The organism is Streptomyces sp. NPDC014995 (genome assembly GCF_043080745.1).
GTDB lineage: Bacteria > Actinomycetota > Actinomycetes > Streptomycetales > Streptomycetaceae > Streptomyces.
In genome coordinates this window covers 80,535-98,741 of the sequence record NZ_JBIBVX010000003.1, presented here as the reverse complement: position 1 = coordinate 98,741, position 18,207 = coordinate 80,535, and the positions used below count along the sequence as shown (strand labels likewise).

Annotated in this window: 16 protein-coding genes; 9 read left to right on the top strand and 7 right to left on the bottom strand. The window is 73.6% G+C overall.

The genetic code is table 11. The features are described from left to right. Positions 1-98 precede the first annotated feature (98 nt). The 3 genes from ACF1A1_RS07865 to ACF1A1_RS07855 all read right to left on the bottom strand — a co-directional run bounded on the left by ACF1A1_RS07865 (position 99) and on the right by ACF1A1_RS07855 (position 3,814). The gene (locus ACF1A1_RS07865) at positions 99-2,363 is read right to left on the bottom strand and encodes a molybdopterin oxidoreductase family protein (protein WP_391646587.1); all 2,265 of its coding nucleotides are present in this window, start codon (positions 2,361-2,363) and stop codon (positions 99-101) included. A gap of 102 nt (positions 2,364-2,465) precedes the next feature. Beyond that, the gene (locus ACF1A1_RS07860) at positions 2,466-3,116 is read right to left on the bottom strand and encodes a TetR family transcriptional regulator (RefSeq protein ID WP_391646585.1); all 651 of its coding nucleotides are present in this window, start codon (positions 3,114-3,116) and stop codon (positions 2,466-2,468) included. Beyond that, positions 3,113-3,814 (bottom strand): hypothetical protein, encoded by a 702-nt coding sequence (locus ACF1A1_RS07855; RefSeq protein WP_391646584.1) that lies wholly within the window; start codon positions 3,812-3,814, stop codon positions 3,113-3,115. The genes ACF1A1_RS07860 and ACF1A1_RS07855 overlap by 4 nt, the downstream gene beginning before the upstream one ends. Positions 3,815-4,009: 195 nt before the next feature. On the opposite strand from ACF1A1_RS07855, the gene hmgA reads away from it, so the two are divergent. The 3 genes from hmgA to ACF1A1_RS07840 are packed head-to-tail and all read left to right on the top strand — an operon-like array spanning position 4,010 to position 7,273. Continuing rightward, positions 4,010-5,329: a homogentisate 1,2-dioxygenase gene (gene hmgA, locus ACF1A1_RS07850; protein WP_391646582.1), complete on the top strand. Its 1,320-nt coding sequence runs from the start codon at positions 4,010-4,012 to the stop codon at positions 5,327-5,329. Between the two features lie 28 nt (positions 5,330-5,357). Then, positions 5,358-6,107, top strand: a complete 750-nt coding sequence (locus ACF1A1_RS07845) for a GntR family transcriptional regulator (protein ID WP_391646580.1) — start codon at positions 5,358-5,360, stop codon at positions 6,105-6,107. Between the two features lie 26 nt (positions 6,108-6,133). Beyond that, on the top strand, positions 6,134-7,273 hold the full coding sequence (locus ACF1A1_RS07840; RefSeq protein ID WP_391646579.1) for a type ISP restriction/modification enzyme: 1,140 nt from the start codon (positions 6,134-6,136) through the stop codon (positions 7,271-7,273). A gap of 34 nt (positions 7,274-7,307) precedes the next feature. Here ACF1A1_RS07840 and ACF1A1_RS07835 read toward each other — a convergent pair whose 3' ends face one another. Next, the gene (locus ACF1A1_RS07835) at positions 7,308-8,021 is read right to left on the bottom strand and encodes a TetR/AcrR family transcriptional regulator (RefSeq protein ID WP_391646577.1); all 714 of its coding nucleotides are present in this window, start codon (positions 8,019-8,021) and stop codon (positions 7,308-7,310) included. 63 nt (positions 8,022-8,084) lie between these two features. Between ACF1A1_RS07835 and ACF1A1_RS07830 the strand changes: the two genes are divergently transcribed. Genes ACF1A1_RS07830 through ACF1A1_RS07820 form a run of 3 tightly spaced genes read left to right on the top strand, consistent with a single transcriptional unit; the run spans position 8,085 to position 11,044 of the window. After that, entirely contained in the window at positions 8,085-9,029 is a 945-nt protein-coding gene (locus ACF1A1_RS07830; RefSeq protein WP_391646575.1) for an ATP-binding cassette domain-containing protein, read from the top strand. Between the two features lie 32 nt (positions 9,030-9,061). Continuing rightward, on the top strand, positions 9,062-9,814 hold the full coding sequence (locus ACF1A1_RS07825) for an ABC transporter permease (RefSeq protein WP_391647178.1): 753 nt from the start codon (positions 9,062-9,064) through the stop codon (positions 9,812-9,814). A gap of 33 nt (positions 9,815-9,847) precedes the next feature. After that, positions 9,848-11,044 (top strand): CaiB/BaiF CoA transferase family protein, encoded by a 1,197-nt coding sequence (locus tag ACF1A1_RS07820; RefSeq protein ID WP_391646573.1) that lies wholly within the window; start codon positions 9,848-9,850, stop codon positions 11,042-11,044. 10 nt (positions 11,045-11,054) lie between these two features. Here the strand turns inward: ACF1A1_RS07820 and ACF1A1_RS07815 are convergent, their stop codons facing one another. The 3 genes from ACF1A1_RS07815 to ACF1A1_RS07805 all read right to left on the bottom strand — a co-directional run bounded on the left by ACF1A1_RS07815 (position 11,055) and on the right by ACF1A1_RS07805 (position 12,814). After that, the gene (locus ACF1A1_RS07815; RefSeq protein ID WP_391646571.1) at positions 11,055-11,330 is read right to left on the bottom strand and encodes a hypothetical protein; all 276 of its coding nucleotides are present in this window, start codon (positions 11,328-11,330) and stop codon (positions 11,055-11,057) included. Between the two features lie 126 nt (positions 11,331-11,456). Beyond that, positions 11,457-12,275 carry an anti-sigma factor domain-containing protein gene (locus ACF1A1_RS07810; RefSeq protein ID WP_391646569.1) on the bottom strand — a complete coding sequence of 273 codons (819 nt, stop codon included), beginning with the start codon at positions 12,273-12,275 and terminating at the stop codon, positions 11,457-11,459. Then, positions 12,272-12,814, bottom strand: coding sequence for a sigma-70 family RNA polymerase sigma factor (locus ACF1A1_RS07805; protein ID WP_391646567.1), 543 nt, complete (start codon positions 12,812-12,814; stop codon positions 12,272-12,274). The genes ACF1A1_RS07810 and ACF1A1_RS07805 overlap by 4 nt, the downstream gene beginning before the upstream one ends. A 208-nt stretch (positions 12,815-13,022) precedes the next feature. Here ACF1A1_RS07805 and ACF1A1_RS07800 point away from each other — a divergent pair, with 208 nt between their 5' ends. The 3 genes from ACF1A1_RS07800 to ACF1A1_RS07790 all read left to right on the top strand — a co-directional run bounded on the left by ACF1A1_RS07800 (position 13,023) and on the right by ACF1A1_RS07790 (position 18,188). Next, entirely contained in the window at positions 13,023-14,558 is a 1,536-nt protein-coding gene (locus ACF1A1_RS07800) for a DUF4331 domain-containing protein (RefSeq protein WP_391646565.1), read from the top strand. A 271-nt stretch (positions 14,559-14,829) separates the two neighbouring features. After that, positions 14,830-16,539: a tetratricopeptide repeat protein gene (locus ACF1A1_RS07795; protein WP_391646563.1), complete on the top strand. Its 1,710-nt coding sequence runs from the start codon at positions 14,830-14,832 to the stop codon at positions 16,537-16,539. Further along, entirely contained in the window at positions 16,536-18,188 is a 1,653-nt protein-coding gene (locus ACF1A1_RS07790; RefSeq protein ID WP_391646561.1) for a sulfite exporter TauE/SafE family protein, read from the top strand. The genes ACF1A1_RS07795 and ACF1A1_RS07790 overlap by 4 nt, the downstream gene beginning before the upstream one ends. Positions 18,189-18,207 lie beyond the last annotated feature (19 nt).

The window sequence follows — 18,207 nt, the reverse complement described above, 5'->3', positions numbered from 1 at the left end:
AACATCCCACCTGGGGGTCGGCGGTGCGTTGACGTTAGGACCGTTCAAACGGTGTTAACAAGACGTTGACGTGCGAGCAATAAGCGCAAAAGTCCTGGTCACAGCTTTGCTGAGGTCAGAGGCTTGAGCTTTTCGGCCACCGGGGCCACTTCGACGGGCACACCGTTGAGGACCGCGTTGCCCGACAGCGGGTCGAGCAGACTGCCGTCGAGGAGCTGGTTGACGTTGACGCCGGGGTCGGCGGAGGCGTGGCTCAGCCGGGTGCCGGGCCGGTCGTGTCCCCAGCCGTGCGGCAGGCTGACGACGCCCCTGCGCACGCCGTCGGTGACCTCGGCCGGGGCGGTCACCTCTCCCCCGGCGCCCTTCACGCGCACCGCGGAACCGTCCCGGACGCCCAGCCGTTCGGCGTCCTCGGGGTGGATGTGCAGGGTGCAGCGGTTGGTGCCGCCGGTCAGGGCCGGCACGTTGTGCATCCAGCTGTTGTTGGACCGCAGGTGCCGGCGCCCGACGAGGACGAGCCCGGCCGGCCGCTCCGTCAGCGCCGTCCGCAGCCGGGGGAGATCGTCGACGATCGGCCGCGGCAGCAGCTCGATCCGCCCGCTGGGCGTCTTCAGCGGCTGCGGCAGGCGCGGGCGCAGCGGTCCGAGGTCGATGCCGTGCGGGTGCTCCAGCAGTACGGCGAGGCTCAGTCCGCCGGGCCGTGCGCCGAAGCCGTCGCCGTAGGGGCCGAGGCGCAGCATCATGTCCAGCCGGCGCTCGGGGCCGTTCTCGCCGGTGAGCCGCGTGGCGAGGTCCTGCGGATCGCGGCCGTGCACGGCCGAGTGCGGTTCCCCGACCGCCTTTCCGAGGGTCTGGGCGATGACCAGGTCGTCGACGGCGGACGGGTCGGCGCCGTGCATCCCCGTGGCGGCCAGGGTGAGCCGGGCGAGGATCTCGCTCTCGGCCATCCGGCCGGGCTCCAGCGGGACGGCGGGCCGGGTGTAGCGGACCTGGTTGCGGACGGCGAGGGTGTTGAAGGCGAAGTCGTGGTGCGGGCTCTGGGAGGGCGGGGGCGGCGGCAGGACGACGTGGGCGTGGCGCGAGGTCTCGTTCAGGTACGGGTCGACGCTGACCATGAAGTCGAGGGAGTCGAGCGCCTTGTCGAGCCGGTCGCCGTCGGGGGCGGAGAGCACGGGGTTGGCGGCCACGGCGATCAGGGCCCGGACCGGTTCCCCGTCCTCCGTCGCGGTGTCGATCTCCTCGGCGAGTGCCGACAGCGGCAACTCGCCCTTGGCCTCCGGGTGTCGGCTCACCCGGGAGTGCCAGCGCCCGAGCGCGAAGCCACGGCCGGGACCGGCCGGCCGGGGTGCCTTGTCGGTGGCGGCCTGCGGGAAGAGGGCGCCGCCGGGCCGGTCCAGGTTGCCGGTGAGGATGTTGAGGACGTCGACGAGCCAGCTGGCGAGGGTGCCGTAGGGGACGGTGCAGCTGCCGATGCGGCCGTAGACGGCGGCGGTCGGGGCGGCCGCGAGTTCGCGGGCGAGGGTCCGCGTGACCGGGGCTTCCACGTCACAGGCCTCGGCGACGGCTTCGGGCGTGAAGTCCCGTACGGCGGACCGGAGTTCCTCGACACCCTGGACGTGCGGGGTCAACTCGCCGAGATCCACGAGCCCTTCCTCGAACAGCACGTGGGCCATCGCCGCGAGCAGCAGGGCGTCCGTGCCCGGCCGGATCGCGACGTGCCGGTCGGCGAGCCGCGCGGTCCGGGTGCGGCGGGGGTCGATGACCGTGAGGGTGCCGCCGCGCGCCTTGAGGGCCTTGAGCTTGCCGGGGAAGTCGGGTGCGGTGCACAGACTCCCGTTGGACTCCAGCGGGTTGGCGCCGATGAGGAGGAGGTGGTCGGTGTGGTCGAGGTCCGGCACGGGAATGGCGTTGGCGTCGCCGAAGAGCAGCCCGCTGGAGACGTGCTTGGGCATCTGGTCGACCGTGGAGGCGGTGAACAGGCTGCGGGTGCCGAGTCCGGCGAGGAGCACCGGCGGATAGAGCGCGCCGGCCACGGTGTGCACGTTGGGGTTGCCGAGGACGACGCCGACGGCGTTCGGCCCGTACCGTTCGACGACCGGCCGGATGCCGGCGGCGACCGCGTCGAAGGCCTCCTCCCAGGTGGCCTCGCGCAGCTCCCCGTCCCGGCGCACGAGCGGCGTGCGCAGCCGGTCGGGGTCGCCGTCGACGGCCCCGAAGGAGGCGCCCTTGGGGCAGATGAACCCCTTGCTGAACACGTCGTCGCGGTCGCCGCGGGCGCCGGTGACCCTGGCTCCGTCGAGGGTGAGGGTCAGCCCGCAGGTGGCCTCGCACAAGGGGCAGATTCGCAGGGCGGTGCGGGACACGGGTCCTCCCGGGTGGCGGCGGCTGGCGCTCTCTGTGCCGCCGAGCATACCGACCGGTATGCATGCTGGGGAGGCCCCCGGCCCCGGAGAACGGCCGGACCCTCAGTCCAGAGTGCGGGCGAGGTAGGCCCGCAGCAGCTCCCGGGTCTCCTCGATCACCTTCTCGTCCCCCGCCGGATCCATCCGGAAGGCCAGGTGGACGAGGGTGTCCGCGGTCTCCACGGCGATCAGGAAGGTGCGCCGCAGATCCTCGTCGGGCTCGCGGCCGAGGTAGCCGGAGAGCAGGTCGGTGAGGCGGTCGGCGACGCGGTGGTTGGGTTCGGCGCGGGCGCCGACCGGGATCTGGTTGCCGAAGTCGACGAGGGAGAAGCCGGGCGCGGTGCGCTTCATGGCCAGGTACTCGTCGAGTACGGCGTCCATGGCGGCCCGCCAGTCTCCCCTTCCCCCGGCCCCGCCCCCGCCGGAGGCGCCGTCACCGCCGGCGGCCTTCAGCCGCTCGGTGACGCGCTGCGCGTAGCGCTCCAGGTTGCGCTGGGCGAGCGCGTCGGCCATCTGCTTCTTGTTGCCGAAGAAGCGGTAGACGGAGCCGATGGGCACGCCGGCGCGCTGGGCGACGGCGCGGGTGCTCAGGGCGTCGTAGCCCACCTCGTCCAGGAGGTCGGCGCAGGCGTCGAGGATCCGGGTCAGCCGTTCGGCACTGCGCCGCTGCACGGGCGCACGACGGAGCGATGTCGCGTGGGGCACGGGCTTCATGATGCCTTTCCGCCGCGGTCGGGTGAACCTCGCCCCTCGATACGGAGAAAGATGCTCGGTGCACTCAGTGCGGACGGAGCGCCGGAGGACGCCTCCGCGCCCGGGGACACCTCCGCGTCCGGCTCAGCCCCCGAGGAGCCCCCCGTCTCCGGGTCCGGCGACGCGGCATCCGTCGGGGACGCCTCCGGCCCCGATGCCGTGATGTCCGCGGTGCTCTCGACCGGCTTGCCGTCGACCGCCCACACCGTGCCGTCGTCGGCGTACAGGCGCGCGGTGACCTGGTGGGTGCCCTGCGGGAGGTAGCCGGCGGGGAGGTCGTAGGAAGGGCCGCGCAGATCGGCGACGGCGCGGTCGTCCACGAAGAGCCGGGCGGTGCCGCGGCCGGCGACCGCCCGCGCCTTCGTCCCGGCCGGCGAGAACCGGAAGTTGCGCACCTTGAGGCGGACGTCCCAGCCGCCGTCGGCCTCGGGCTCCACCTCGACCCCCACGTCCGGTGCGTGCTCCTCGCCCACCTCGCGGTAGTGCCGCCCGTCGCCGTCGGTGTCCTCCAGCACCCTGCCCGCCGGCGCGGACGAGACCGCGCCCGTCGGGCCCGTCCGGTCCGGCTCACGGGCAGCACCGGAGCCGCAGCCCGCGGATCCGGTCAGCAGCAGGACACAGACCGCGAGCGCGGGAAGGGTGCCACGCGTCCACGACATGCCGGGGAGCGTAGAACACCGGTACGACACACGGATCCCCCTCAAGTCTGGTTCTCGGCCTCGCGCGATCGTCCTCCGTGAGGAGGAGCCGGGGCAGGCGCCCGGGGAGGCGCCGGGAAGATCCCCGTCCCTCTTGCGCGCGGGAAAACGCAATCCTACGGTGATGCATAGGAATCAGTGGCCGAGGGAGTACGCATGAACAGCGGGGACGCACGCAAGACGGCCGAGGGGCTGACCTACCTCTCGGGCTTCGGCAACGAGCACGCCTCCCAGGCGGTGCCGGGGGCCCTGCCCGAGGGCCGCAACTCGCCGCAGCGCGCGCCCCTCGGCCTGTACGCGGAGCAGCTCAGCGGTTCGGCGTTCACGGAGCCGCGCTCCCACAACCGCCGCTCGTGGCTGTACCGGATCCGCCCGTCGGCCGCGCACCCGGCGTTCACCCGCACGGACAACGGCGCGCTGCGCACGGCCCCCTTCACCGAGACGGTCCCCGACCCCAACCGACTGCGCTGGAACCCCCTGCCCGAGCCCGCGCCGGAGACCGACTTCCTGGCGGGCCTGTGGACCCTCGGCGGCAACGGCGACGCCACCCAGCGCGCCGGCATGGCCGTGCACCTGTACCACGCCACCTCCTCCATGGACCGCGTCTTCGGCGACGCCGACGGCGAGCTGCTGATCGTCCCGGAGCACGGCGGCCTCCTCCTGCGGACGGAGTTCGGCCTGCTGCACGCCGAGCCGGGCCATGTGGCGCTGATCCCGCGCGGCGTCCGCTTCCGCGTCGACCTCCTCGACGCCTCCGCCCGCGGCTACGTCTGCGAGAACTACGGCGCCCCCTTCCGCCTCCCCGACCTCGGCCCGATCGGCGCCAACGGCCTCGCCAACCCCCGCGACTTCCGCGCCCCGGTCGCCGCGTTCGAGGACGTCGAGGGCCCGGTGGAGGTGGTGAACAAGTTCTGCGGCAACCTCTGGACGGCCCGGTACGACCACTCCCCGCTGGACGTCGTGGCCTGGCACGGCAACCACGTCCCGTACGTCTACGACCTGCGCCGCTTCAACGTGATCGGGACGATCTCCTACGACCACCCGGACCCGTCGATCTTCACGGTGCTGACCTCGCCGTCCGACACCCCGGGCCTCGCGGGCGTGGACTTCGTGGTCTTCGCGCCGCGCTGGCTGGTGGGCGAGGACACCTTCCGGCCGCCGTACTTCCACCGGAACGTGATGAGCGAGTACATGGGCCTGATCGAGGGCGCCTACGACGCCAAGGCGGAGGGCTTCGTGCCGGGCGGCGGCTCGCTGCACAACATGATGTCGGCGCACGGGCCGGACCGGGAGACGTTCGACAGGGCGAGCGCCGCGGAACTGAGGCCGCAGAAGGTCGACGACGGGCTGGCGTTCATGTTCGAGACGCGCTGGCCGGTCACCCTCACCCCGCACGCGGCCCGCGCGGACCATCTGCAACAGCGCTACGACGACGTGTGGTCGGGCCTCGAACGCCACTTCCGCCCGTTGCACTGACCGTTCCCCGCCAGGTACGGATAGCCCCGTGACCTCCTTCGCCCCGGACTCCATCGTCCTCAACCGCAAGCTGCCGCTCTGGTACCAGGTGTCGCAGTCGCTGCGCGCCTCGATACTCGGCCGCTCGCCCAGGGACCCGCTGCGCCTGCCCACCGAGGAGCAGCTGGCCGGGCACTACGGGGTGAGCGTGCTGACCATGCGGCAGGCGCTGAAGGAGCTGGAGGACGAGGGGCTGATCACCCGGCACCGCCGGCGCGGCACGTTCATCGAGCCGACCGCCCGACGGGGCGCCCCCGTCCGCCTGCTGGGCTCGGTCGACGCGATCGTGGCCCAGCAGTCCGGCATGGCGACGCAGCTGCTCGCCCAGGGGACGACGGCGACCCCGGCGGAACTCGCCGAGTACTTCCCGGAGGCGGCGGAGGTGGCGACGTACCACCGGCTGCGCAGCGACGAGGAGACGGGCGAGCCGACCAACCACGCCCGCAACTACGTCCGTCCGGACATCGCCGCCCGGATCGACCCGGACGACCTGGTGCGCTGGCCGATGACCAAGGTGCTGCGGGACGTCGTGGGCGCGGACATCAGCCGCATCACGGACACGGTCGAGGCCCGCCTGGCGGACCCGGAGACGGCCCGGCTGCTCGGGGTCCCGCTGCTGAGCCCGATCCTGCACTACACGGGGGTGACGTACGACGGTGGCGGCCGCCCGCTGGACGTGGCCGTCATCCACTACCGCGGCGACCGCTTCTCCTTCACGGTGACCCTGGACGCCACCTGACCCGCTCGCCGGAGGGCCGTCGTACGATGCCGAGCGTGACGCCCGACGACGCTCCGCCGCTCGCGGACCTCATGCCGTGGTCCGTCGCACCGCCGCGACTCGGCCGGGGGTGGCCGCTGGCCCCCGACCCGGCTTCGCTCAGGGACCGCTGGGCCGCGTTGCTCGCCGCGGAGGGGCCGGCCCGCGAGACCCTGTTCGAGCCGACGCGCTCACGCACCCTGCACACGGCGGTGGGCCAACTGCCCGGCCGTCCGACCGGCACGGAGCGGCTGGCGCGCGCGTCGGGCCCCTGCCCGGAGCCGGTCCGGGTGCTGGCCGCGCCCTTCGACGAGCAGTGGCTGATCCCCGACCACCGCCTGATCGACGCGGCCCGTCCCGAACTGTGGCGGGTGGCGGACGAGCACCAGGTCTTCGTGGTGGAGACAGCGGACACTCCGTCCCCCCTGGCGACCTCCGCGTTCCCGCTGGTGCGGGCGGGCCGCGTCCGCCCGCTGTACCGCCGCCCGGGCGCCGCGGAGCCCAATCTGGCCCCGGGGCTGCTGGACCACCTGGGCCACTCCCCCGACCCGCTGGACTTCCTGGCCTGGACCCTGACGGCCGTCCGCCCCGACCTCACGGTCCCGCTCACCCGGGACCCCGGCCTGTGGTCCCGGGGCGTCGAGCTGGGCCACCGCGTCCTGTGGCTCCTGCGCCGCAACGGCGACCGCCCCAAGCTCCCCGGCGGCCGCCGCCCCTACGTCCGCGCCCCGCTCCCCACCCTCCCCCTCACCCTCCACTACGACCGCGAGGAGGAGACCCTCCACCTCGACGAGGGCCGTATCTCGCCGGTCCCGCCGGAGGCCTGGGACTTCGAGGCGGGAGGGGTACGGGTCCTGGAGCAGTGGTTCGCGGCCCGGACCACGCCGCCCGAGCCGGGCACCCTGTCCGCGATCCGCCCGGCGACCTGGCCGCAGACGTGGACGTCCGAACTCCTGGAACTGGTCACGGTGCTGGCCCTGCTGGCGGAACTGCGCCCGCGGCAGGAGGAGTTCGAGGTGACGGACCCGGTCACCGCGTCGGACCTGCGCGCGGCGGGCGTCCTGCCGGTGCCGGACGCGGCCCGCCGCCCGGCCTCGGTCCTGGACCATCAGGAGGAGGGCCCGGAGGGGCAGTTCGCTCTGCTGTGACAGCCCGGCCCGCACGGCGCGGGCCGCCGCCCCCTCACCGCCGGGGCACGAAGGCGTCCAGCACCCTCTCCAACGCCAGCTCGAACACGGCCTCCAGATCGATCGGCCCCGGATCCTCCGCGAACGCCGCCGCCATCCGCGGATACGCCCCGCTCGCCACCTGGCTCCCCAGGTAGGCGATCCGCACCGCGTGCTCCTCGTCCTCCGACCACGGCAGCGACCGCGACCGCTCGGCGGTGGCCAGCTCGTTCGAGACGTACGTCGTCACGACCCCGTTGACCATGCCGACCAGCTGCATCTTCATGCCGTACGTCATGTCCAGCGGGTCGAGGCAGGCGAGGCAGTGCTCCAGATACCGCAGCGCGTTGGGGCTGAACCCGTACACCGGTGACATCAGGCGCGGCAGCCACGGATGCCGGGACATCAACGCGCGCGTGTCCCGCCCGACGCGCAGCATGTCCGCCCGCCAGTCCCCGCTCGGCTCCCACACCTCGTGCTCGCCGCTGACCGCGTCCACCATCAGCTCGTACAGGTCCTCCTTGCGGGGGACGTAGTTGTAGAGCGACATCGTGCCGCAGCCCAGCTCGGCGGCGACATGCCGCATGGACACCGCGTCGAGCCCCCGCGCGTCGGCGATCCGCACGGCCACCGCCGCGATGTCGGCGCGGGTGTGGGCCGGTCGGGGCCCGCGGCCCGTCCGCTCGGGACGGGCCCAGATCACTTCGGGTACGGCCGCTCGGCCCGCCATCGGTCATCACCTCGATCACCATCGTAGTTACGTACACCGTACGTAGTGCGCTAAGGTCGGCCCATGACAACTACGTACGCTGTACTTAGTGAAGGTCTGGAGAAGCGGTTCGGCACCGTGCGCGCCCTGCGGGGCCTGGACCTCGCCGTCCCCCAGGGCACGGTCTGCGGGATCCTCGGGCCGAACGGGGCGGGCAAGACCACGGCCGTGCGCCTGCTGACGACGCTGCTGCGGCCGGACGCCGGCTCGGCCCGCGTCGCCGGGCACGACCTCGTCCGGGAGGCGGCCGCCGTGCGCCGCGCCATCGGCGTCACCGGGCAGTCCACGTCGGTCGACGGCGACCTCACCGGCCGGCAGAACCTGCGCCTGCTGGCCCGGCTGCACCGGGTGCGCGGACCGGCGGAGCGCGCCGCCGAGCTCCTCGACCGCTTCGGGCTGACCGAGGCCGCCGACCGGCCCGCGTCGACCTGGTCGGGCGGGATGCGCCGCCGCCTCGACCTCGCGGCGAGCCTGGTCCGCCGCCCGCGCGTCCTGTTCCTGGACGAGCCGACGACCGGCCTCGACCCGGCCTCCCGCACCGGCATCTGGGACGCCGTCCGCGAGCTGCGGCAGGACGGCACGACGGTCCTGCTGACCACCCAGTACCTGGAGGAGGCGGACCAGCTCGCCGACGACATCGCGCTGGTGAACCGGGGACGTGTCGCGCACACCGGTTCGCCCCGGCACCTCAAGGCGCTCATCGGCTCCTACGCGGAGGTGGTCGTCGCGGACGCCGACGCCCTGGCGGAGGCGGCGGCCGTCCTGGACCGGCTCACGGGCACCGAGCCGACCTTCGACCACCCGCGGGGCGCCGTCGGCGCGGTCACCCGCGACACCACCCTCACCCTGCCCCGCCTGGTCCGCGAACTCGACGCGGCGGGCGTGCCGTTGCTCGACGCGAGCCTCAGACCGCCCACCCTCGACGACGTGTTCCTGCGCCTGACGGCCGACGAGGAGGTCGCCGCGTGAGCGCCCCCGCCCTCGCCCACGACGGCACGGCCATGCTGGGCCGGCAGCTCCTGCGGGTCCGCAACAACCCGGCCCTCGCCGTCCTCACCCAGACCATGCCGATCACGATGCTGCTCTTCTTCGGCTACGTCTTCGGCAGCGCGCTGGCGATGCCGGGCGCCGAGTACCGCTCCTTCCTGGTGCCGGGCCTGCTGGTGGCGACCGCCGCCAACGGGATCATGACCGGCATGTTCCAGGCGGCGCAGGACGTCCACCGGGGCGTGACGGACCGTCTGCGGACCCTTCCGGTGAGCCGGGCGGCGGTACCCCTGGGGCAGGCGGTGGCCGACCTCGTCGTCACGGCGGCGGGCACCGTGCCGTTCCTGCTGGTGGGCCTCGCGGTGGGCTGGCGGGTGGAGGGCTCGGTGGCCGCGGCCGTCGGCGCGGTGGGCCTGCTGCTGCTGTTCCGGTTCGCCTGCACCTGGGCCGGGATCTTCCTGGGCCTGCTCTCCCGCAGCGAGGAGGCGGCCGGCCAGCTCGGCAGCGCGACCTTCATGCTGCCGCTGCTGTCCAACGCCTACATCCCCACGGACAACCTGCCGGGCTGGCTGCGCACCCTCGCCGAGTGGAATCCGATCAGCGCGCTCACCACGGCCCTGCGGGACCTGTTCGGCAACGCGCCCGTCCCCGACGGCGCGGCCTGGCCGGTGGCCCATCCGGTCGCCGGGTCACTGGCCTGGTGCGCGGTGCTGATCGCGGTGTTCGCACCGCTCGCCGTGCGCCGGTACGCGCACCCCCGTGCATGACAAACCGGTGAGCCGGGGGTCATGATCCACCCCATGGACCAGCTCCCCCTGCCCCTGGAGGGCATCACCGTCGTCGCCGTCGAGCAGGCCGTCGCGGCCCCGTTCGCCACCCGGCAGCTCGCCGACCTCGGCGCCCGGGTGATCAAGGTCGAGCGGATCGACGGCGGCGACTTCGCGCGCGGCTACGACACCGCGGCCCGCGGTCTCGCCTCGCACTTCGTGTGGTGCAACCGCGGCAAGGAGTCCGTCGCGCTGGACCTGAAGAACCCGCGCGGCCTGGACGTCGTACGCCGGCTGATCGCCGGCGCGGACGTCTTCGTGCAGAACCTCGCCCAGGGGGCGGCGGCCCGGCTCGGTCTGGACGCGGCCACCCTGTGCGCGGCGCACCCGCGCCTGGTCGCCGTCGACATCTCGGGGTACGGGGCGTCGGGGCCGTACGCGGACAAGCGGGCGTACGACATGCTCGTGCAGTGCGAGGCGGGGCTGGTCTCGGTGACGGGGACGCCGGAGCAGCCGGTGAAGGCGGGGATTCCGGCGGCCGACATCGCGGCGGCCATGTACGCCTTCTCGGGCGTGCTGGCGGCGCTGGTGCGGCGGGGTGCGACGGGGCGGGGCGGGCCGGTGGAGGTGTCGATGCTGGAGGCGCTCGCGGAGTGGATGGGGCATCCCCTGCACCACGCCCTGCACGGGGGGACTCCCCCGGTGCGCACCGGCCTCGCGCACGCCGTGATCGCGCCCTACGACGCCTATCCGACGGCGGACGGCGGGCGGGTGCTGCTGTCGGTGCAGAACGACCGGGAGTGGCGGCGGCTGGCCGAACGGGTGCTGGGCCGGCCGGAGCTGGGAGCGGATCCGGCGTACGCCACGAACGCGGCGCGGGTCGCGCACCGGGAGCGCACGGACGCGCTGGTGGCGAGGGCGCTGGGGGCGCTGGACACGGACGAGGCGCTGGCGCGGCTGGAGGGCGCGGGCATCGCGTGCGCGCGCCTGAGGGATGTGCGCGAGCTGGCGGAGCACCCGCAGTTGGCGGCCCGCGAACGGTGGCGCGAGGTGGACTCGCCGGCCGGGCCGCTGCGGGCGCTGCTTCCTCCGATCACACTGCCGGGCGGGGCGGAGGCGCGGATGGGGGCCGTGCCCGCGCTCGGGGAGCACACCGGGGCGGTGCTGCGTGCCGTGGGGATGACGGACGACGAGATCGCAGCGCTGCGTGGGGACGGTGTGGCTGCCTGAGCGCGGGGCCTCAGTGCTTGTTGCCGCCGAACAGCGAACGGCGCAGTCGGCGCAACGGCGCGAAGAGCGAGACCCGCCTCACTCGGGCGCCCCTGGGGCTGCGGTCGTGCGCGGGCTCACGTGCGGTCAGTTCCCGCATCAGCGAGGTCGCCTCGACCGTCTCCCGCTGCGGTATGGCGGGACCGCCCAGCACCGAGAGATGGCGGTCGAGACGCGAACTGGTCGCGCTGCTCCCGCAGGTGATGGCAGGGACCCTCGCCCTGCTGCGCACTGTTATCTGTTCCATGTCACTCCCCACCCGTACGAGTCCACCCGGCCCGGGCAGGGTAACCCTATCTCCCCGGCGGAGCACCCGTGTATCGCGGTCACAGGATTCACCTTCCCCGTAAGGGGGTTGACGACTCCCCCGTGATCACTCTCCGAATCCAACCGTTTTCAAGGTGAGTTGGACAACCGGCTGGGTAGTGGGCTGCGGTGATCCCCCGTCGGGTTCGACGGTTACGGCGAGTGATGTCGACGACTGATCGAGACCGGTCGCGACCAGGGGCGTTTCGGCGTCGAAGAGGCCCAGGGAGCGTGGTGGCGCGCCGGGGCGCATGAGCCACAGCTGGTGCACCTGTCCGGTGGGCAGGTCGCCGTATCCGCTCAATGTGACGATCGCCTCCCCTTCCGAAGCGGAGGCGATCACTCCGATACTGCGGCCCCGCGCGTCCTTGCCGGTGCTCGCCCTGGCGTCCGGAGCTGCGAGAACGTGGGCGATCTCACGTGCCTGCGCCCGCTCGGCGTCGAGTTGGTCCCGGGTGCGGTCGGCCTGCACGGCGAAGAGCGAGGCGACGACGAGCGCGGCGGCGGCCGTCGCGGTGGCGAACGGCACGAACAGGGGGCGGCGCGCGCGGGGCGCACGGGTGCGCCCGGGCGGCGGCTGCATGCCCCAGACATGGGGCGGCAGTTGGGGCGCGTGCTCCCGCACCGGCCCGGCCGCGGGCTCCTGCGGAGTCGTCCGTACGGCCGCCAGGACCCGGTCGCGCATCGCGGCCGGCGGCGGGGCGGCCGTCGACCAGGCGAGCCGGACGGCGTCCTCGGACAGCGCCCGCACCTCGGCGGAGCAGCGGTCGCAGCTCCTCAGATGCTTCTCGAAGCGTCGCCGTTCGTCGGGCTCAAGGGCGTCGAGCGCGTAGGGCGCGGCCAGCGAGTGCAGATCGTCACGGCGGAACAGTCCGAACACGCTCATGCGGCACCTCCCAGACAGTCGCGCAGCCGGGTGAGTCCGTCGCGCATCCGGGTCTTGACGGTGCCCAGCGGCAGGGAGAGCCGCTCGGCCACCTCACGGTAGGTGTAGCCGTCGTAGTAGGCGAGGGTGACGGACTGGCGTTGCAGGACCGTCAGTCGGTCCAGACAGCGGCGCACCCACTCGCGCTCCAGGCCGGCCTCGACCTCCTCGGACACCTGGTCGAAGGCGGGGTGATGGGCGCGCTGGGCCTCGCGCCGCTCGCGCTCGCCGGCCGCGCGGGCGCTGCGCACCCGGTCGACGGCGCGGCGGTGGGCGAGGGTGAGGATCCACGACAGGGCGCTGCCGCGCCGGGGGTCGAAGCGGGCCGCGGAGCGCCAGAGTTCGAGCAGCACCTCCTGGGACACCTCCTCCGACTGCGCCGGATCCCGCACCACCCGCCGGACCAGTCCGAACACCGGCCCGGCCACCAGTGTGTAGAGCTGCTCGAATGCCTGCTGGTCGCCCCCCGCGACGAGGAGCAGGAGTTCGTCCGCCTCCATCCGGTCCCCCTTCCCGCGGCCGCATCCCGGCCGTCCCGTCGTACCAGGCATTCGCAACGCACACACCTCCGGAGGGAGTTATACGGATGCGGCGGCCGGAAACGCGGGTGAGCAGGAAAGAAAAAGTTTTTGGGTTTCGACCAATCCAACCGGCCCCCCCGCTCCGTATCACTGTCCGTCAGGCAAGTTGGCACAGAGGACGGACGGCATGACAGCAGCTATCTCCAGGAGCGGATCCGGACGCAGGGGCGTCGCGACCCTCATATGCGGTGCGCTGGCCGCCGGGGGGCTCGCGGCCGCCGGCGTCGCCACGCTGGAACCGGGGGAGGCCGCCGCCTCCAGCCACCGGGAGGCCCCGCTCATCTCGGGCACCCCGCAGTACGACAACACCGACGTGTACGCGTTCGTGAGCCCCGACCACCCGGACTCGACGACGATCATCGCCAACTGGACGCCGTTCGAGGAGCCGGCGGGCGGCCCGAACTTCTTCCCGTTCGCCGAGGACGCCCAGTACGACCTGCACATCGACAACAACGGTGACGCGCAGGGCGACCTGCTCTTCCGGTACACGTTCAAGACGAAGGTCAAGAACAAGAAGACGTTCCTGTACAACACCGGGGTCGTCGAGAGCCTGGACGACGCCGACCTGAACGTGACGCAGACGTACGACCTCGAGCTGATCAAGCTGGAGCACGGCAAGGAGTCCCACAAGACGAAGCTCGCGGACGACGTGCCGGTCGCGCCGTCGAACGTGGGCAAGGCGTCGATGCCGGACTACGCCAAGCTGCGCGACCAGGCGGTCTACAAGCTCTCCAACGGAGCGAAGACCTTCGCCGGCCAGGCCGACGACCCGTTCTTCCTGGATCTGCGCGTCTTCGACCTGCTGTACGGCGGGAACCTCTCCGAGGTCGGCAACGACACCCTCAAGGGCTACAACGTCAACTCGATCGCCCTCCAGGTCCCGACGGACCTGATCGTCGAGTCGGAGCACCAGCCGATCGTGGGGATCTGGTCGACCACCCAGCGCGAGAACGCGGAGGGCTACTACGCGCAGGTCTCGCGCCTCGGCAACCCGCTGGTGAACGAGGTCGTCAACCCGATCAAGGACAAGGACACGTTCAACGCGTCCAAGCCCAAGGACGACGCCCAGTTCCTGAAGAACGTCACCAACCCCGAGCTGCCGAAGCTCATCGAGGCGATCTACAAGATCCCGGCGCCGGACGAGCCGCGCAACGACCTGGTGGACGTCTTCCTGAAGGGCGTCAAGGACCTCAACCAGCCCCCGAACGTGACGCCGTCGGAGCAGCTGCGCCTCAACACCTCGATCAAGCCGGCCGCCAGCCCCAAGCGGCTCGGCGTGCTCGACGGCGACACCGCGGGCTTCCCGAACGGACGCCGGCTCACCGACGACGTGATCGACGCCGCGCTGCAGGTCGTCGAGGGTGAACTGCTCGGCGCCAAGAACGACCTGGGCGACGCGGTCGACAAGAACGACAAGGAGTTCGAGAAGGCCTTCCCGTACGTCGCCCTGCCCACCGAGGGCTCGCGCGGCCCGCTCGCCAAGGGCACCGGCGGCGGCAACGACGTCCGCAACCAGCTCGGCGACGCCCTCCAGCCGGCCGGCTCCTGGACCGAGGGCGACACCGGTCTGATCGCCGCCTCCGCGGGCGCCGGCGCGGCCGGAATCCTGCTCGTCGGCGGCGGCCTGATGTGGTGGCGCCGGATGCGGAGCCGGGCCTACTAGGCCGTTTCCTTCGGATCAGCCCGACTCGGGGCCGCGACGCCCGGCTGACGCCGGTGAGCCCCGCGGTCCCGGGATGATCCGGAACACGGCCCAGGTCCGCCCCGCGGCCTTCCAGGGCGGACCGGCCCAAGGACCGGGCCGGGGAGAATCCTGCGCTCCCCGGCCCGAACCACCCCACCGACGGGCGCGGCCCGCGTACTCCTTCCCCCACGGCGCGGGCCGCGCCACCCCCACCAGCAGGACGATCCACCCAGGCGACCGAGGAGAGGGCATGTCCCCGCGTACGAACGACGGCGAACCGGAGCGCGAGCAGCCGGCCTCCAGGGACGTGGAGGACCCGGCCTCCACGGACGCGGAGAACACGGTCCCCATGGACGCGGAGAACACGGTCCCCATGGACGCGGAGAACACGGAGAGCGGGGACGTGCAGCAGGCCCGGACCGCCGCCGAGGACGCTCGGGGCGCGCAGGCCACCGAGGCCCCAGGGCGCGTCCGGGCCGTGCGGGACGCCGAGAGCGCCGCGGAGACCGGGGACGCCGAGGGCGCCACGGCAACCGGGGACGCCGAGGGGGGCGCGAAGGACACCGCCCCCCGTGCCGACGAGGTCGACGTCCGGGTCGCCGCCGTTCGCCGCCTGAGCACCGCGGGTCGTCGCCGGCATGCCCTCCATACAGGGGCCTGTGCGGCCATGGTGGCCGTCGCCCTCACCGCCGGGGCGATCGCGTTCGGGGCTGCGCGGGACGGGGAACCGACTCCGGTGGCCGCGGCCGCCGCGGTCTCCCCGGGACTGCTCGCAGGCGCCGACCTCGACGCCGGCATCGCCTCGCTCCAGGCTCGTCTCCGCGCGCAGCCGAGGGACTTCGCAAGCTGGGCCGCGCTCGGACTCGCCTATGTCGAACAGGCCCGGACCAAGGGCGACCCCTCCCGCTACCCGCAGGCCGAGAAGGCCCTGAAGCGCTCCCTGGAGCTGCGGCCCGAGAACGACGCGGCCCTCTCCGGCCGTGCCGCCCTCGCCGCCGCCCGGCACGACTTCACCGCCGCCCTGAAGTACGCCGACCAGGCCCTGGAGCGGAACCCCTACAGCGAACGCGCCCTGTGCTCCCGTATCGACGCGCTCGTCGAGCTCGGCCGGTACGAGGAGGCACTCGAGGCCGTGCGGACCGCGGACCGACGGCGGCCCGGCGTGCCGGTGTTCACGCGGTACGCCTACGTCCACGAACTGCGCGGCGACGTCGCCACCGCCCGCCGGGTCCTGGACCGGGCGCTCGCCGCCTCGACCACGCCCGGCGACATCGCCTACGTCGCCACCCAGCTCGGCCAGCTCGCCTGGAACCAGGGCGACCACGCCACCGCCCTCACCCACTACGCCCGCGCCCTCGCCGCCGACGAGAACCACCTCCCGGCGCTGGAGGGCCGCGCCCGCGCCCAGGCGGCGAGCGGTCGACGGACCGAGGCGATCGAGGGGCTGGAGCAGGTCGTCGCCCGCTTCCCGCTGCCCGGCCCGCTGGTCGAACTCGGCGAGCTGTACGAGGCCCGGGGCGGCGCGGGCGACGCGGCGAAGGCCGAGGACCAGTACACGCTCGTCGACGCCTGGACCGCCCTCGCCCGCGCCAACGGCGTCAACGCCGACCTCGACACGGCGCTCGCCGCCGCCGACCACGGCGACAGGGCGGCGGCCCTGCGCGCGGCCCGCGCCGAGTGGGCCCGCCGCCACACCGTGCACACCGCGGACGCCCTCGCCTGGGCCCTGCACGTCAACGGCGAGGACGAGGAAGCCCTCCCCTACGCCCGGCAGGCCACGGCGACCGGCTACCGCAACGCGACCTTCCTCTACCACCGGGGCGTGATCGAACGCGCCACGGGGCACTCGCGGGACGCCCGCACCCACCTCGCGGCGGCCCTGAAGCTGAATCCCGGCTTCTCGCCCGTGGGCGCCCGCGAGGCCCGTGCCGCGCTGAAGACGCTGGAGGCGGCCAAGTGAACTCCCGTCGTGTGTTCGCCTCCTGCGCGGCCGTCCTGACGGCCGGGTGCGCGCTCGCGCTGATCCCTTCCGCCAGTGCGAGCGCGCACCCCTTGGGCAACTTCACCGTCAACCGCTACGACGGCCTCGTCGTCGCCCCCGGACAGGTGCGCGTCGACCACGTCGAGGACCTCGCCGAGATTCCGGCCACCCAGGCGAAGCCGGACATCGAACGGCTCGGCCTCACCGAGTGGGCCCGGCAGCGCTGCGCCGCGGCCGCCACGGACAGCGCGCTGACCGTCGACGGGCGCCCGGTCGCCCTCACGGCCGGCGCCGCCAAGGCGGTCGTACGGCCCGGTCAGGCCGGGCTGGACACCCTGCGCGTGGAGTGCGGGCTGACGGCCCCGCTGCCCGAGGACGCGACGGTCTCCCTCGGCTTCCGGGGCGCGGGCGCCTCCTCCGGGCCCGGCTGGCGGGAGATCACCGCACGGGGCGACCGGATGACGCTCACCGCCTCCGACGTACCGGCCGAGTCACTGTCGGACGAACTCACCGACTATCCGCAGGAGTTGCTGTCCTCCCCCGCCGACACCGCGACCGCGTCCCTGCGGGTGCGCCCCGGCGGCGCGGCCCTCGTCGAGGGGGAGCGTGACGCGCCCGCCGCGTCCGTCCTGCCCCGCGGGGTCGACCGCTGGACGCGGGCCCTGGACAGCCTGGTCGCCCGGCAGGACCTCACCCTCGGCTTCGCCGCCCTGGCCCTGGTCATCGCGGTGGGCCTGGGCGCGATGCACGCGGTCGCCCCCGGGCACGGCAAGACCCTCATGGCCGCGACGGCGGCCGCCCGGGGCGGCAGGGCCCGGATGAGGGACGTGCTGCCCCTGGCCGCGTCGGTCACGGTCACCCACACCCTGGGCGTGGTCGCCCTCGGCCTGCTGGTCACCGCCGGTTCGGCCGCGGCCCCCTCGGTGATCGCCTGGCTGGGCCTGGCCAGCGGCGCCCTCGTCCTGTGCGCGGGCGCGACCCTGGTCCGCCGGGCCTGGCACAACCGACAGCACGGACATGGACATGGGCACGGGCACGCACACGGGCACACCCGTCCCCACGAGCACACGACCGCCCCCGCCCGTGAACTCGCCCTCGTCGGCGGCCCCGAGAACCACACCCACCACGGCCACGGCGGGCACGACGGGCCCAAGGACGAACACGGTCACAAGCACGGCCCCGACCACGGCCCCGACCACGGCCACGGCGATCACCATCATCACGGCCACACCCACACGCACACCCACACCCACGGCGGCTCCACCCACACCCACTCCACCGCCCCCACCCTCCGCGGCACGATCCTCCTCGGCTTCGCCGGGGGACTCGTCCCGAGTCCCTCCGCCGTCGTCGTGCTCGTCGGCGCCGCCGCGCTCGGGCACGCCTGGTTCGGGCTGCTGCTGGTCGTCGCGTACGGCGTCGGCCTCGCGCTGACGCTCACCGCCGCCGGGTTCGCCGTGGTCAGGCTGGGGTCGGGCGCGGCCCGGTTCCTGGACCGCGGCCCGCGCTGGACCACGCACCCGGTCGCGGCGCTGGTCCGCCGGAACGTGCCGCTGTGGTCGGCGCTCCTCGTCGTGGCCCTCGGTGCCGGACTGGTGTTCAAGGGGGCCGCATCCGTCCTCGCCTGAGCTACTTTTGTGGAGGTAT

Bases quoted from the DNA above. Each gene is read 5' to 3' on its own strand.
- ACF1A1_RS07800 (WP_391646565.1), top strand. From the start codon at position 13,023: ATGACAGCAGCTATCTCCAGGAGCGGATCCGGACGCAGGGGCGTCGCG.
- ACF1A1_RS07820 (WP_391646573.1), top strand. From the start codon at position 9,848: ATGGACCAGCTCCCCCTGCCCCTGGAGGGCATCACCGTCGTCGCCGTC.
- hmgA (WP_391646582.1), top strand. From the start codon at position 4,010: ATGAACAGCGGGGACGCACGCAAGACGGCCGAGGGGCTGACCTACCTC.
- ACF1A1_RS07855 (WP_391646584.1), bottom strand. From the start codon at position 3,814: ATGTCGTGGACGCGTGGCACCCTTCCCGCGCTCGCGGTCTGTGTCCTG.
- ACF1A1_RS07840 (WP_391646579.1), top strand. From the start codon at position 6,134: ATGCCGAGCGTGACGCCCGACGACGCTCCGCCGCTCGCGGACCTCATG.
- ACF1A1_RS07810 (WP_391646569.1), bottom strand. From the start codon at position 12,275: ATGAGCGTGTTCGGACTGTTCCGCCGTGACGATCTGCACTCGCTGGCC.
- ACF1A1_RS07795 (WP_391646563.1), top strand. From the start codon at position 14,830: ATGTCCCCGCGTACGAACGACGGCGAACCGGAGCGCGAGCAGCCGGCC.
- ACF1A1_RS07825 (WP_391647178.1), top strand. From the start codon at position 9,062: ATGCTGGGCCGGCAGCTCCTGCGGGTCCGCAACAACCCGGCCCTCGCC.
- ACF1A1_RS07860 (WP_391646585.1), bottom strand. From the start codon at position 3,116: ATGAAGCCCGTGCCCCACGCGACATCGCTCCGTCGTGCGCCCGTGCAG.
- ACF1A1_RS07815 (WP_391646571.1), bottom strand. From the start codon at position 11,330: ATGGAACAGATAACAGTGCGCAGCAGGGCGAGGGTCCCTGCCATCACC.
- ACF1A1_RS07830 (WP_391646575.1), top strand. From the start codon at position 8,085: ATGACAACTACGTACGCTGTACTTAGTGAAGGTCTGGAGAAGCGGTTC.
- ACF1A1_RS07805 (WP_391646567.1), bottom strand. From the start codon at position 12,814: ATGGAGGCGGACGAACTCCTGCTCCTCGTCGCGGGGGGCGACCAGCAG.
- ACF1A1_RS07835 (WP_391646577.1), bottom strand. From the start codon at position 8,021: ATGGCGGGCCGAGCGGCCGTACCCGAAGTGATCTGGGCCCGTCCCGAG.